Source organism: Kitasatospora sp. NPDC001540 (assembly GCF_042894345.1).
Taxonomy (GTDB): Bacteria; Actinomycetota; Actinomycetes; order Streptomycetales; family Streptomycetaceae; genus Kitasatospora; species Kitasatospora phosalacinea_C.
The window spans coordinates 84856-98087 of the sequence record NZ_JBIAVO010000004.1 but is presented as its reverse complement, the minus strand read 5'-3'; the positions used below and the strand labels follow the sequence as shown (position 1 = coordinate 98087).

Annotated in this window: 13 protein-coding genes; 7 read left to right on the top strand and 6 right to left on the bottom strand. The window is 72.3% G+C overall.

Annotation, left to right across the window (positions count from 1 at the left end; genetic code table 11):
• Positions 1-70: 70 nt before the first annotated feature.
• The 4 genes from ACFY00_RS07270 to ACFY00_RS07255 form a co-directional block, all read right to left on the bottom strand.
• Positions 71-928 (bottom strand): AIM24 family protein, encoded by an 858-nt coding sequence (locus ACFY00_RS07270; protein ID WP_388028596.1) that lies wholly within the window; start codon positions 926-928, stop codon positions 71-73.
• Between the two features lie 110 nt (positions 929-1038).
• Positions 1039-1689, bottom strand: coding sequence for an AIM24 family protein (locus ACFY00_RS07265; protein ID WP_388028169.1), 651 nt, complete (start codon positions 1687-1689; stop codon positions 1039-1041).
• Positions 1689-2327: an AIM24 family protein gene (locus tag ACFY00_RS07260; RefSeq protein WP_388028167.1), complete on the bottom strand. Its 639-nt coding sequence runs from the start codon at positions 2325-2327 to the stop codon at positions 1689-1691. Before ACFY00_RS07260 ends, ACFY00_RS07265 begins: the two co-directional genes overlap by 1 nt.
• A 118-nt stretch (positions 2328-2445) precedes the next feature.
• Positions 2446-3219, bottom strand: a complete 774-nt coding sequence (locus ACFY00_RS07255; RefSeq protein ID WP_388028593.1) for a DUF2127 domain-containing protein — start codon at positions 3217-3219, stop codon at positions 2446-2448.
• A 178-nt stretch (positions 3220-3397) separates the two neighbouring features.
• On the opposite strand from ACFY00_RS07255, the gene ACFY00_RS07250 reads away from it, so the two are divergent.
• A complete protein-coding gene (locus ACFY00_RS07250; protein ID WP_388028590.1) occupies positions 3398-3727 on the top strand; it encodes a DUF3817 domain-containing protein in 330 nt (109 codons plus the stop codon).
• 264 nt (positions 3728-3991) lie between these two features.
• On the opposite strand, the gene ACFY00_RS07245 is transcribed toward ACFY00_RS07250, so the two are convergent.
• Positions 3992-5626, bottom strand: a complete 1635-nt coding sequence (locus ACFY00_RS07245; protein WP_388028164.1) for a M4 family metallopeptidase — start codon at positions 5624-5626, stop codon at positions 3992-3994.
• A 461-nt stretch (positions 5627-6087) separates the two neighbouring features.
• Here ACFY00_RS07245 and ACFY00_RS07240 point away from each other — a divergent pair, with 461 nt between their 5' ends.
• The 4 genes from ACFY00_RS07240 (at position 6088) to ACFY00_RS07225 (ending at position 9832) form a co-directional block, all read left to right on the top strand.
• A complete protein-coding gene (locus ACFY00_RS07240; protein WP_388028162.1) occupies positions 6088-6627 on the top strand; it encodes a MarR family winged helix-turn-helix transcriptional regulator in 540 nt (179 codons plus the stop codon).
• A 20-nt stretch (positions 6628-6647) separates the two neighbouring features.
• Entirely contained in the window at positions 6648-6980 is a 333-nt protein-coding gene (locus tag ACFY00_RS07235) for a DUF3817 domain-containing protein (RefSeq protein ID WP_388028161.1), read from the top strand.
• Positions 6981-7154: 174 nt separating this feature from the next.
• Positions 7155-8840 (top strand): methylmalonyl-CoA mutase, encoded by a 1686-nt coding sequence (locus ACFY00_RS07230; protein WP_388028160.1) that lies wholly within the window; start codon positions 7155-7157, stop codon positions 8838-8840.
• Positions 8841-8959: 119 nt separating this feature from the next.
• Positions 8960-9832: a sigma-70 family RNA polymerase sigma factor gene (locus ACFY00_RS07225; RefSeq protein WP_388028158.1), complete on the top strand. Its 873-nt coding sequence runs from the start codon at positions 8960-8962 to the stop codon at positions 9830-9832.
• 7 nt (positions 9833-9839) lie between these two features.
• Here the strand turns inward: ACFY00_RS07225 and ACFY00_RS07220 are convergent, their stop codons facing one another.
• Positions 9840-10535, bottom strand: a complete 696-nt coding sequence (locus ACFY00_RS07220) for a TetR/AcrR family transcriptional regulator (RefSeq protein WP_388028156.1) — start codon at positions 10533-10535, stop codon at positions 9840-9842.
• Positions 10536-10872: 337 nt separating this feature from the next.
• On the opposite strand from ACFY00_RS07220, the gene ACFY00_RS07215 reads away from it, so the two are divergent.
• Together ACFY00_RS07215 and ACFY00_RS07210 are read left to right on the top strand one after the other, a co-directional pair.
• The gene (locus tag ACFY00_RS07215; protein WP_388028154.1) at positions 10873-11853 is read left to right on the top strand and encodes a tetratricopeptide repeat protein; all 981 of its coding nucleotides are present in this window, start codon (positions 10873-10875) and stop codon (positions 11851-11853) included.
• Between the two features lie 578 nt (positions 11854-12431).
• Entirely contained in the window at positions 12432-13079 is a 648-nt protein-coding gene (locus tag ACFY00_RS07210) for a DUF6230 family protein (RefSeq protein ID WP_388028153.1), read from the top strand.
• Positions 13080-13232 lie beyond the last annotated feature (153 nt).

Sequence of the window (13232 nt, the reverse complement as noted above, 5' to 3'; positions counted from 1 at the left end):
TGCTGTGCGTGCTCGCTCGGCCGCGCAGTTCCCCGCGCCCCTGGTTGTGCCTTCTGTCGGCGGCTTCCGCCTACAGCCCGAAGCGGCGTCCGAGGTCGCCCAGGTTGCCCAGCCCCGTCATGCCGCCGCCGTGTTGCTGCTGCTGGTGCGGGACGCCCGCGCCCGGGATGCCCGGTTCCGCGCCGACGACGCCGACCGAGCGGTCGGCCATCAGGGTCTCGGAGGACTGCATCAGGACCTGCCCGGCCCCGATGAACTCGAACTGGTGCTCCTCGCCGCTGGCGCCGCCGATCCCGGTCAGGTGCCGCAGGCCGCCGATGACGCCGTGCAGGTAACCGTGGTCGTAGTGGTGGCAGGGCGCGGGGCAGTCGGCCCAGCCGACCAGGGCCTGCGGGTCGACCCGGATCGGGGGTTCGACGAAGTGCACGGGGCCGTTGGAGGCGGCGACGAACTTGCCGGTGCCGATCAGGGTGAGGAACCCGGGGATGATGGACTGCTTGAGCTGCAGGGTGGGTTCGAAGGCGAGCAGGTTGCCCGAGCGCACCGTCAGGTTGCCGTCCTCCAGGTCGTACGAGTTGAGGTCGTAGGCCCGGTCGGCGAGCAGCAGCTTGCCCCGCCCCTCGGCGACCACCCAGTCGGAGGCGTGCAGCGGGGAGTTGAAGTTCCGTTCGAGGAGCTGGTCGAGCGCGCCGCGGCCGATCCCGGAGAAGCGCATCTCGCCGTAGTAGGCGATCATCTTCCCCTTCTGCAGGTAGTACGCGCCGTTCAGGTCGACCGAGAAGCAGTACGGGTTGACGTTGTCGTTGTCGGGCAGCGTCCCGGCGTCCCAGACCTTGGGGCCGTCGCCGCCGGGCGGCTGGAACAGCGGGGCGCCGAACTGCCCGGCGGGGGCGGCCTGGTAGGGCGGGGCCTGCGGGGGGAGCGGCATCCCGGCCTGGGTGGCCTGGTGGGACTGCTCGTACTGCTGCTGGGAGTACCCGGGCGGGGGCTGCTGGCCGTACGGCTGCTGGCCGTAGGGGTTCTGCGGGGGGTAGGACATCAGAGCTTCACCTCGCTGGCCTGGACGTACACGGTGCCCTGCCCGGACAGTTCGAGCTGGAACGCCTCGCCGGAGCCGCGTCCGACCATGTCGCGCCAACCGAGGGCGCTGGAGAGCTTGTTGGTGACCTCGCCGCGGTGGGCGACGTACGCCTGCGGGTCGACGTGGACGGGCTGGCCGGGGAAGATCGGGAGCTCGATGACGCCGCCGTGGGCCATCACGGCGACCGCGCCGTGGCCGGTGAGCTTGGTGGTGAACAGGCCCTGCCCGGTGACCTGGCCGCGGACCACGCCCATCAGGCCGCCCTGCTGGCCCATGAACATGGTGGACTGCTGGAGGCTGCCCTCGAAGGCGAGCAGCCGGTCGGCCTCCACGTAGAGGGTGTCGCCGACCAGGTCGACCACGTGCACGTGGTGGCCGCCGTGGCCGAACATCACGGTGCCGTGGCCCTCGACGGTCATCAGCGGGGTGTCCTCGTTGGCGACCCGGCGGCCGATCATCGACATCACGCCGCCCTGGCCGCCCATCAGGTTGGGCTGGAAGGAGACCTCGCCGGTGTAGCCGAGCATCGCGCCGCGCTGGGAGAGGATCCGCTGCCCGGGCAGCACCTGGGCGGAGATCATCTTGTTGTTGATCCTGGTGAAGGCCATCAGACCTCGCCCCCCAGCGTCATCCGCTCGGAGGGCTGGACGTAGACCAGGCCCTCGCCGGTGAACTCGACCTGCATCGCCTCGCCGCCGCCCTCGCCGATCAGCGTGGTCCAGCCCGCGCCGGACTTGAGCGCCCGGTGCAGGTTGCCGGTGTGCGCGACGTAGGCGCCCGGGTCGACCCGCAGCGGCAGGCCCTGGGAGACCCGGAGGATCACCGCGGGGCCGTGCGAGGTGACCGCCGCCCAGCCCTGGCCCTCGACCTTGGTGGTGAACAGGCCGTTGCCGCTCGCCATGCCGTTGAGGCCGGTGAAGGAGGTGCCGGTGCGCAGGGACGCCTCGGTGCAGAGCAGGTTGTCGGATTCGACGAACAGCGTCTCGCCGTTCAGTCGGACGAGGTTGATCTCGGTGGCCTTGTCGGCGAAGTAGCAGGTGCCCTGCCCCTTCACCTCCATGACCTCCATGCGCTCGCCGGTGAGCCGGCGGGTGACCATGCCGCGCAGGCCGTCGCCGCCACCGGAGAGCTTCTTGAAGCCCATCTGCCCGGTGTAGGCGACCATCGAGCCGTTGCGTGCCTTGACGGTGTCCCCGGCGAGATCGACGGCGAGGACCTTTGACCCCTGGAGTCGGAACTGTGCCACGTCCGGGAATGTAGCGGCCTCCTCCCCGGGTGGGGGAGGGGGCCGGGGCACCTGGTACCCGTTCGGTACGAAACCCGTACATCGGACATACCGTCAGTCGGGCATACCGGACAAAAGGTCAGACCGTCTGCGGCAGCGCGCCCGCGGAGGCCTCCACCTCCAGCAGCGAGGCCGAGTGCCGCTCGGCCTCGAACGCGGCGCGGCCGCCGCGCAGGCCGAACAGGCGCTTGGAGAGCATGATCCAGAGCACCGCGGCGATGTTCAGCAGCAGGGTGCAGACCTTCAGGGCGCTGACGTGCTCGGTGAGCTCGTAGCCCTCCAGCGGCAGGAAGGCGGCGGTGGCGACCACGGTCAGGTACTCGGCCCAGCGGTGGCCCCACCACAGGCCGAAGGCCTCGACGATCTCGATCAGCGCGTACACCACCAGCGCGGCCGCCACGTACACCAGGGTGGAGTGCTTGTAGTCGAAGGTCTTGCGGATGGTGTCGACGATCGGCGAGTGCTCCAGGTCCCAGTGGAAGTGCTCGGTGACCGGCTTGAGGACGGTCAGGTTCTCGTCGAAGATCCGGCGCACCGCGTCCTGGCTGTTGGAGAACTTCCACACGCCCCAGGCGACGACCACGATCAGCAGGCCGCGCAGCAGCCGCTCGACGGCCAGGAAGCGCAGGATGAACAGGTCGCGCAGCGCCTTGCCGCGGGGCACCAGCGGCGCGTCCTGGGCGGGCCCGGAGCCGTGCGGCTCGCCGAGCGCGAAGTCGCCGCAGCGCAGGCAGCGCCAGGCGGTGCCGACCGCGGTGGCGGTGTGCAGGCGCGTCCGCAGCTCGGGCTCGTCGGGCGCGTAGGTGATGTGGCCGCGCTTGGCGCAGGTGTGGCGGTCCCAGTCCCGCTTCAGCATGGTGTGTCCCCCCGTGGGTCGGCGCGGTCCGACGGTCGGAGCCCGCGCAGCACAGCAGGATAGGGGGTCCCCGGTCGGTGCCGTTGTCGGGTCGGTGATAATGGGCCCGGCTTGTGCGTCCGTTCACAAGCCGGGCCGTCCACCGGCCCAGCCGTCCGCCGTGCCCCCGTGAGGAATCCCCGTGAAGAGCGTCGCCGCCGTCCACCGCCTGCGCCTGGTCTCCGGCCCCGAGGGGCTGTCCTTCATCCTGCTGCTGATCTGCGCGGTGCTGAAGCGCACCACCAGCTTCAACGCGGTGCCGGTGCTGGGCCCGATCCACGGCGTGCTGTTCATCCTGTACGTGGTGTTCCTGGTGCAGGCGCACCAGGCCCGCCGCTGGGAGCCCAAGCGCGGCTGGGTGCTGTTCGTGCTCTCGGTGCTGCCCACCGGCGGCTTCTTCGCCGAGCGGATGCTCGCCAAGGAGGAGCGCGGCGAGCCGGACGCCCCGGCGACCGCCACCGCCTGACCCGTCCGGAACGTGGTGCGCGGGGGGGGGGGGGGGGGGGGGGGGGGGGCCGGCGCCCCCCGGGGGGGGGGGGGGGGGGGGGGGGGGGGGGGGGGGCCCCCGGGGGGGGGGGGGGGGGGGGGGGGGGGGGGGGGGGGGGGGGGGGGGGGGGCGCCGGCCCCCCGGGCGCCCGCCCCGGCCGCCCCGGCCGGTAGGGGGGGGGGGGGGGGCGGGCCCTCTGGGGGGGCGCCCCGCCCGCCGCGGGCTTTCGTCAGCCGGTCGGCGTCAGTTGACGTTCACCGCGGTCCAGGTGGCCGCGACCGCGTTGTACTCGGCGGAGCCGGAGCCGTACAGGTCGGCGGCGGCGCTCAGGGTCGCGGTGCGGGCGCCCTTGTAGTTGGTGCTGGAGGTCATGTAGACGCTCAGCGCCCGGTACCAGATCTGCGCGGCCTTGGCCCGGCCGATGCCGGTCAGCGACGCGCCGTTGTAGGTCGGCGAGTTGTAGCTGACGCCGTTGATCGTCTTGGCGCCGCTGCCCTCGGCCAGCAGGTAGAAGAAGTGGTTGGCGACGCCCGAGGAGTAGTGGACGTCCTTGCTGCCGACGGTGGAGGACCAGTAGTCGGCGGACGCGCCGTCCTTGGACGGCTTGTCCATGTAGCGCAGCGGCGTGCCGTTGCCGTTGATGTCGATCAGCTCGCCGATCAGGTAGTCCGGGTTGTCCTTCGGCAGGTTGGCGTAGAACTCGACCAGGGTGCCGAAGATGTCGGAGGTGGCCTCGTTCAGGCCGCCGGACTCGCCCGAGTAGTTCAGGCCCGCGGTGTTGGAGGTCACACCGTGGCTCATCTCGTGGCCGGAGACGTCGAGCTCGGTCAGCGGGTGGGTGTTGGAGGCGCCGTCGCCGTAGGTCATGCAGAAGCAGCTGTCGTCCCAGAACGCGTTGACGTAGTTGCGCCCGTAGTGGACCCGGCTGTACGCGCCGACGCCGTCGCCGCGGATGCCCGCCCGGCCGAAGGTGTTCTTGTAGAAGTCCCAGGTGACGGCCGCGCCGTACTGGGCGTCGACGGCCGCGGACTCGCCGTTGGAGACCAGGCCGTTGCCCCAGGTGTTGGTGGACTTCGAGTAGAGGGTGCCCTTGCCCGAGGTCTTGTTGGCCAGCGTGGTGGTGTACTGGCCGCCGCGGGTGGCGTCCTTCAACTGGTACGCGCTGCCGGTGTAGGTGGTGGTCAGCGGGACGCTGCCGACGAACACGCCGTTGCCGGAGCCGGTCGCGTCGGCGGTCTGGATCTGCTCGTGGACGGAGAGCACCGCGCCGCTGTCGGCGTCGGTGACCAGCAGCTGGCGGCTGGGGGTGCCGTCCGCCCGGACGCCCTCCACGGTGGTGCGGTACGCCAGCCGCGGGGCGCCGTCGGCGGCCCAGATCACCAGCTGGGCGCTGCCGCTGGCGCCGGAGACCGAGGTGAGGGCGGCCTCGTCGGCGTCCTTGGTGATGCCGACGGTGGCCTGCACCGCGCCGGTCGCCTTGGCGGCGGCCTGGCCGGCCGTCAGCTTCGGGCTCAGCGAGGCGGGGGCCAGGCTGCCGGGCGTGGCCTTGTCGGTGGACTTCACCTTGCCGTTGGCGGCCTGGTGCACGACCAGGTCGCCGCCGAGCACCGGCAGCCCGTTGTAGGTGCGCTCGTAGCGGAAGTGGCGGGTGCCGTCGGCGTCGACGACGGCGTCCTTGACGACCAGCTTCTCCTGGGCGCCCAGGCCCAGTGCCTTGGCGGCGGCGGGCGCCTGGGCGGCGGCCAGGGCGAGCTGGTCGGCCCGGCCGAGGGAGGCCGGGTTGGGGGCGGCGTACGCCATGCCGGCGCTCACCTGGATCGCACCGGCCAGCAGGGCCGAGGCAGAGAGAACGGCTCCGACAGCGAGCTTTCGCTTCACGTACGGGTTCCTTCCGGATCAACCGCGGGTGTGCGGTCGCACCTCGCTCCGGGGCACCTGGGTCGGTGCCTGCTGGGGCGGAACGGGCGCTGACGTGCAGCTCCGTGCGGTCAGGCGACAGCAGCCGGTGGGGTGGGCCGGCGGTGTCGAACGGGGCTGGCCAGAAGCATGACGAGGCGGCGGCGGTCGGGAACAGCGGTTCGGTAACTATTGGCAAACTCTCGCCAACGGGGCGGCAACGGGGGGTCCGGGAAATCGGAGGTTTCGCTGCGAACCATGCCGTGCGGGCTGCGCAGAGGGCCAACTCCGGTGCAATCACTGAATATTGCCGGAATATGCACGGTAAAGGGCCGCCGCCGGGCCGCTCTCGTCTGTTTGGCGTGATCCCGCCAAGCGGGCGGCTTGTCCACCATCGTGGACACCTGCTACCCCCGTTCGCGCCCGCGGGTACGGTAAGGGGCGTGCCCAAGCCCCTCGCCCTCGACTTCGACCCGATCGCCCGCGCCGACGAGCACTGGACCCAGCGCTGGGGCAAGGTGCCGTCGATGGTGGCGATCACCTCGGTGATGCGCGCCCACCAGATCCTGCTCGCCCGGGTCGACGCGGTGGTCAAGCCCTACGGTCTCACCTTCGCCCGCTACGAGGCCCTGGTGCTGCTCACCTTCAGCCGCTCCGGCGAGCTCCCGCTCTCCAAGATCGGCGAGCGCCTGATGGTCCACCCCACCAGCGTCACCAACACCGTCGACCGCCTGGAGCGGGCCGGCCTGGTCACCCGCCGCCCCAACCCGCTCGACGGCCGCGGCGTCCTCGCCGCCATCACCGACCGCGGCCGCCAGGTCGTCGAGCAGGCCACCCGCGCCCTGGTCGCGATCGAGTTCGGACTGGACGGCTACGACGCCGACGCCTGCGCCGAGGTGTTCGAACTGCTCCGCCCGCTGCGGATCGCCGCCGGTGACTTCACGGTGCCCGCCGAGGAGGGCCCCGACCGGGACGACGCGTAGGGGCGGTTACCCTCGTCGGTATGAAGCAGAGTGTGCTGACCCGCTACCGCGCCATGGCCTACGTCACCGGCGTGCTCCTGATCCTGCTGACCCTCGGAGTGGTCGCCAAGTACGTCCTGGACGTCTCGGGTGCGGCGGGCTTCACCACCGCGGTCGGCATCGCGCACGGCTGGCTGTACGTGGTCTACCTGGTGTTCGCCTTCGACCTCGGGACGAAGGCCAAGTGGCCGATGGGCAAGCTCGCCTGGACGCTGCTGGCCGGGACCATCCCCACCGCCGTCTTCTTCGTCGAGCGCCGGGTGGTCCGCGAGGTCACCCCGCTGATCGCCGTGCCGGAACCCGTCGCCGCCTGACCGCGCCCGCACCAGCCGCTCTGCCGGGGCGCCCCTCCTGACGGGAGGGGCGCCCTTCGCGTGTCGGGGACCCGCCGTCGACAGGTAGTAGGACGTCCGAGTAAATTGCTAGGACATCCAAGTAGTTCTGCCGCCCCCACGAGGAGCGGCCGCACGGAGCGGGAGTCGGAGCCGATGGACGCCGAGCAGATCGAGGCCGGGCGGCAGCGCTGGCAGCAGCGGTACGACCGGGCGCGCAAGCGCGACGCGGACTTCACCACCCTCAGCGGCGAGGAGGTCGAGCCCGTCTACGGGCCGCCGCCCGGCCAGGACGTCGAGGGGTTCGAGCGGATCGGCTGGCCCGGCGAGTACCCCTACACCCGCGGCCTGCACCCCACCGGCTACCGCGGCCGGGCCTGGACCATCCGCCAGTTCGCGGGCTTCGGCAACGCCGAGCAGACCAACGAGCGCTACCGGATGATCCTGGAGGCGGGCGGCGGCGGCCTCTCGGTCGCCTTCGACATGCCGACCCTGATGGGCTACGACTCCGACGACCCCCGCTCGCTCGGCGAGGTCGGCCACTGCGGCGTCGCCATCGACTCCGCCGCCGACATGGAGGTGCTCTTCCGCGGCATCCCGCTCGGCGAGGTCACCACCTCGATGACGATCAGCGGCCCGGCCGTCCCGGTCTTCTGCATGTACCTGGTGGCCGCCGAGCGGCAGGGCGTCGACCCGGCCGTCCTCAACGGCACCCTGCAGACCGACATCTTCAAGGAGTACATCGCGCAGAAGGAGTGGCTCTTCGCCCCCGAGCCGCACCTGCGCCTGATCGGCGACCTGATGGAGCACTGCGCCGCGGGCATCCCCGCCTACAAGCCGCTCTCGGTCTCCGGCTACCACATCCGCGAGGCCGGGGCCACGGCCGCCCAGGAGCTCGCCTACACCCTCGCCGACGGCCTCGCCTACGTCGAGCTCGGCCTCTCCCGCGGCCTGGACGTCGACGTGTTCGCCCCCGGCCTGTCCTTCTTCTTCGACGCCCACCTCGACTTCTTCGAGGAGATCGCCAAGTTCCGCGCCGCCCGCCGGATCTGGGCCCGCTGGATGCGCGACCACTTCGGCGCGAGGACCGAGAAGGCGCAGTGGCTGCGCTTCCACACCCAGACCGCGGGCGTCTCGCTGACCGCCCAGCAGCCGTACAACAACGTGGTCCGCACCGCGGTGGAGGCGCTCTCCGCCGTCCTCGGCGGCACCAACTCGCTGCACACCAACGCCCTCGACGAGACCCTGGCCCTCCCCAGCGAGCAGGCCGCCGAGATCGCCCTGCGCACCCAGCAGGTGATCATGGAGGAGACCGGCGTCACCAACGTCGCCGACCCGCTCGGCGGCTCCTGGTACGTGGAGGCGCTCACCGACCGGATCGAGGCCCAGGTCGAGGAGATCTTCCAGCGGATCCTCGACAAGGGCAGCGCCGAGCACCCGATCGGCCCGATGACCTCCGGCATCCTGCGCGGCATCGAGGAGGGCTGGTTCACCGGCGAGATCGCCGAGGCCGCCTTCCGCTACCAGCAGGCGGTCGAGAAGGGCGACAAGCGGGTGGTCGGCGTCAACTGCCACCCCCGCAGCGTCACCCCCGAACTGGAGATCCTCCGGGTCAGCCACGAGGTCGAACGCGAGCAGGTCCGGGTGCTGGGCGAGCGCAAGGCGCGGCGCGACGAGGCCGCCGTCCGGGCCGGTCTGGACGAGATGCTCGCGGCGGCCCGCTCCGGCGCCAACATGATCGAGCCGATGCTCCGCGCCGTCCGGGCCGAGGCCACCCTCGGCGAGATCTGCCACGCGCTGCGCGACGAGTGGGGCACCTACCGGGAGAACGCCAGCTTCTAGCGCCGCCCCCGGCCACCGGGGCGGGCCGCGCCGCGTCCGCCCCGGTGGCCGGAACCGCCGTCCGGCCTGCCAGAGTTGGTACCTGCGGTGTCGATCCGACGGGGAAAGGGACGTGACGGATGGGCGGGGGAAGCCTTCTCGCGGAGCGCTTCGAGGAGCACCGGCCGCGGCTGCGGGCGGTGGCGTACCGGATGCTGGGCTCGCTGGGCGAGGCCGAGGACGTGGTGCAGGAGACCTGGCTGCGGCTGGACCGGCACGCCGAGGAGGTGGACAACCTGGGCGGCTGGCTGACCACGGTCGCCTCCCGGGTGTGCCTGAACGAGCTGCGCAGCCGTCAGCGGCGGCGCGAGGAGGAGCTGGACACCCGGGTGCCGGACCCGGTGCTGGCGGCGCCGGAGGAGGACGACCCGGAGGCGGTGGCGCTGCTGGGCGACCGGGTGGGCCTGGCGCTGCAGGTGGTGCTGGGCACGCTGGGCCCGGCGGAGCGGCTGGCGTTCGTGCTGCACGACCTGTTCGCCGTCCCGTTCGAGGACATCGCGCCGCTGCTGGAGAAGACCCCGGCGGCGGTGCGGCAGACGGTGAGCCGGGCGCGCAAGCGGGTGAAGGAGCGGGCCCCGGAGCCGGAGCGGGACCGGGCGGCGCAGCGGGCCGTGGTGGAGGCCTTCCTGGCGGCGTCCCGGGAGGGCGACTTCGAGGGCCTGGTCGCGGTGCTGGCCCCGGACGCGGTGCTGCGGGCGGACGGCGGGGCGGCGATGGCGCAGCTCAGCAAGGTGATCCGCGGCGGCACGGCGATCGCGTCCTCGGCGCAGGGCTTCCGGCACCTGGCGCCGTTCGCCCGCCCGGTGCTGGTGAACGGCACCTACGGCACGCTGACGGTGGTGGACGGCAAGCCGGTCTCGGTGATGTCGTTCACCGTGGTGGACGGCCGGGTGGCGCGGATCGACGTGCTCAGCGACCCGGACCGGCTGGCGGCGCTGGCGCTGCCCGCCTGAGCGCGGCTCAGCGCAGCAGGCCGGGGAAGGGCCCCAGCAGCAGGGTGGTGAAGCGGCGGATCCAGTCCGCGGTGACGGGTTCGCCGCTCACCAGCAGTCGGTGCTCGACGGTGCCCGCGATGGTGTCGAAGATGATCTCGACCTCCTCGGCGGCGTCGGCCGGGTCGCGGTCGGGGTCCATCTCGCCGCGGGCCTGGGCGTTGGCCCGGCCGAGCTCGACCAGCACCTTCTGCGGCTGGACGATCCGCTCGCGGATGCGGCGGCGCAGTTGCGGGTCGCGGGAGCCCTCGGCGAACAGGGCGAGCAGCGCGGCCTGGGTCTCGGGCAGGGTGAGCAGTTCGGCGAAGCGGGCGACCACGGCCTCGATGTCGGCCTGCAGGCTGCCGCGGTCGGCGCACTCCAGCTGGTCGAAGAGGCTGGCGATGGCGTCGACGACGAGTTCGCTCTTGGAGGGCCAGCGCCGGTAGAGGGTGGTCTTGGCGACCCCGGCCCGCTGGGCGACGTCGCCCATGGTGAGCCCGCCCCAGCCGAGTTCGGCCAGGGCCTCGCGGGTGGCGTCCAGGATGGCCTGGTCGGCGGCGGCGCTGCGGGGCCGGCCCTTGCCGCGGGCGGCCACGGCCCCGTCGGCCACGGCCGCGTCCGGCGGGGTCCGGTCGTCCGGCGGGTGCGGCTGCTCGGCGGGCTGCCTGGTGGTGGGGGCCACCGCGCCTCCAGATTGTTTACTCAGAAGTAACTTGGTGGTCCCACGGTAGCGACCGACCGCCCCGACCGGCACCCGCCGCGTACCGGAAAGTGGGACAGCTCACGCTCCGGGAGGGGGCGGGGGGCTTGCGGGGGGAGCCCGGGAGACAGATACGCTACGACCAGTAGCGAAAGAGCGACGACCGATCGCGCCCCGCCCTCTGGGATCGGGCGGGCGTGCGGCGCGGGTGGGGACCCGCGTCGAACGGTTCGGGCCCGGCCGGGGAGGCGGGAGCCCGCTCCGGTGTTTTCCGGCCGGATGGCGTCCGGCATCGGCTCCGGCGGGGGAGGATAGAGCCATGCAGTCACGGAATTCGCGTCTCAACAGCTCCGCCCTGCGCGGTGCGGTGGACCTGGCCGCGGTCAAGGCGGCCGGCGAGGCCGCCCAGAAGGCCGAGCAGACCCGGGCCGAGCGGGCCCGGCAGGCGGCGGCGGGCGAGGGCCCGGCGCTCGCGGACTACCCCCTGGTACTGGACGTCACCGAGGAGACCTTCGAGGTCGAGGTGGTCCAGCGCTCGGCCGAGGTCCCGGTGGTGGTGGACTTCTGGGCCGAGTGGTGCGGCCCGTGCAAGCAGCTCAGCCCGGTGCTGGAGCGGCTCGCCGAGGAGTACGCGGGCCGGATCGTGCTCGCCAAGATCGACGTGGACGCCAACCAGCTGATCGCCCAGCAGTTCGGCATCCAGGGCATCCCGGCCGTGATGGCGGTGGTGGCGGGCCAGTTGGTGCCGCTGTTCCAGGGCGCCGAGAACGAGGCCAACGTCCGCAAGATCCTGGACCAGCTGATCGCGGTGGCCGAGCAGCGCTTCGGCATCGTCGGCGGCGCGGCGGGCGGCGGCCAGGGCGCGGCGGCCGAGCCGCGCGTCCCGGCCGACCCGGCGCTGGAGGCGGCGCACGACGCGCTGGACCGGGGCGACCTGGCCGGCGCGGTGCGGGCCTACCAGAACGTGCTGAGCGACCGTCCCGGGCACGTCGAGGCCAAGCTGGGCCTGGCCCAGGCCCAGCTGCTGCAGCGGGTGGAGCAGCTCGACCCGCAGCAGGTGCGCGCCGAGGCGGCGGCCGACCCGAAGGACGTGCCGGCCCAACTGCGGGCGGCCGACCTGGACCTGGTCGGCGGGCACGTCGAGGACGCCTTCGGACGCCTGGTCGACACCGTGGCGCGGACGTTCGGCGACGACCGGGACGCGGCGCGGCTGCGGCTGCTGGAGCTGTTCGAGGTGATCGGCCCGGAGGACCCGCGCACCGTGGCGGCCCGCCAGGCGCTGGCCCGGGTGCTGTTCTGAGGCCGGGCCCCGGCGGCACCCGATGACACCGGCGGCACCTCGGGTGACCTGCGGTGTCGGCGGTGATTTGACGACTTTCGGGTGCCTTCGGGGCACGTTTACCAAATCTTGATAACACCCCTCCGTCGTCACCGGAAGTGACGACGGAGGGGTGTTTCGTCTGTGTTTCCCCGGGTTGAAATCGACCATGCATGTGGTTTCGGTCACCCTCCGTCGTCACGCCTTCGATTCCATGATCGCCCCCGTGCACTGTTGGATTACCCGTCAGTAACGGACCCCTTGTGTTCGGCCCTGGATTGGACCACGATCGGCGACGCCCGGTCCCTCGGCGACGAGGGGTCCCCACCGGGTGAGGGCAGGGGGGTAACCGCAGATCCCACGCGGCGGTTCCTGGCCTCACGACGGCCGCGCGGCCCGCGCGGTCGCACGGTTGTCGCTCGGGGGTGATCGTCGCTGCCGTCCCCACGGCCGCAGGCGCTCTCCGCTACCGAGGACGTAGCTCTCTCCCATCCCGGGCCGGACCACGTGCGGGACGCACCGGAACGGCCGGAGATGTACGTCCTAGAAGGAGGACACGCATGTCCCAGTCCTACGGCAAGACCCGCTGGAAGCGCTTCGCCCTGGTGATGGTGCCCAGCGTCGCGGCCACCGCCGCGATCGGCGTCTCACTGGCCAACTCCGCGCTGGCGGCCTCGTTCTCGGTCTCCGGCCAGCAGTTCAAGGTCACCGTCGAAGACCTGCAGGGCAAGAACTTCTCGCAGTTCGGCGGCGTCGACGTCGAGGCGAACGGCACCCCGCACCCGGTGGCCATCTCCGCCTTCGACAGCGCCACGCTGAAGAACCTGTGCCAGTCGGTCGTCACCGACCTCGGCCCGCTCGGCAAGTGGACCCTGGTCCTCAAGGCCGGCAACAGCACGGACCCGGACAAGCAGGTCAAGGCCCAGCAGCTGCTGATCGACCTCAACCAGCTGAACGCGGACGCCGAGTTCAAGAACATCAACATCGGCCAGGACGCGGCCACCCTCAAGGGCAGCGCGATCGACAAGCTCAAGGCCGACGGCGGCAAGGTGCCGACCGGTGCGCAGGGCTTCGCGCAGTCCGCCGAGACCGCGCACCTGACCGGCGTCCAGCAGACCGCCTGGGCCACCTCGGCGGGCACCTTCACGCTCAACGGCCTGAAGCTGAACATCAACCAGGGCTCCGGCGCCGGCGTCGAGTGCTACTAGTCCGCACCCGAGGGCCCCGCTGAGGGCCCGACGGCAGGACAACCACCGGGGGGGGGGGGGGGGGGGGGCCGCGCCCCCCCCCCCCCCCCCCCCCCCCCCCGGGGCGCGCCCGGGGCCGTCCGCATTCCCCCTCGGACCCACCATCGAGGAGTC

Excerpts from the sequence above, each read along its gene's own strand:
- ACFY00_RS07270 (WP_388028596.1), bottom strand. The coding sequence starts at position 928 with ATGCCGCTCCCCCCGCAGGCCCCGCCCTACCAGGCCGCCCCCGCCGGG.
- ACFY00_RS07265 (WP_388028169.1), bottom strand. The coding sequence starts at position 1,689 with ATGGCCTTCACCAGGATCAACAACAAGATGATCTCCGCCCAGGTGCTG.
- ACFY00_RS07235 (WP_388028161.1), top strand. The coding sequence starts at position 6,648 with ATGAAGCAGAGTGTGCTGACCCGCTACCGCGCCATGGCCTACGTCACC.
- ACFY00_RS07230 (WP_388028160.1), top strand. The coding sequence starts at position 7,155 with ATGGACGCCGAGCAGATCGAGGCCGGGCGGCAGCGCTGGCAGCAGCGG.
- ACFY00_RS07225 (WP_388028158.1), top strand. The coding sequence starts at position 8,960 with ATGGGCGGGGGAAGCCTTCTCGCGGAGCGCTTCGAGGAGCACCGGCCG.
- ACFY00_RS07215 (WP_388028154.1), top strand. The coding sequence starts at position 10,873 with ATGCAGTCACGGAATTCGCGTCTCAACAGCTCCGCCCTGCGCGGTGCG.
- ACFY00_RS07210 (WP_388028153.1), top strand. The coding sequence starts at position 12,432 with ATGTCCCAGTCCTACGGCAAGACCCGCTGGAAGCGCTTCGCCCTGGTG.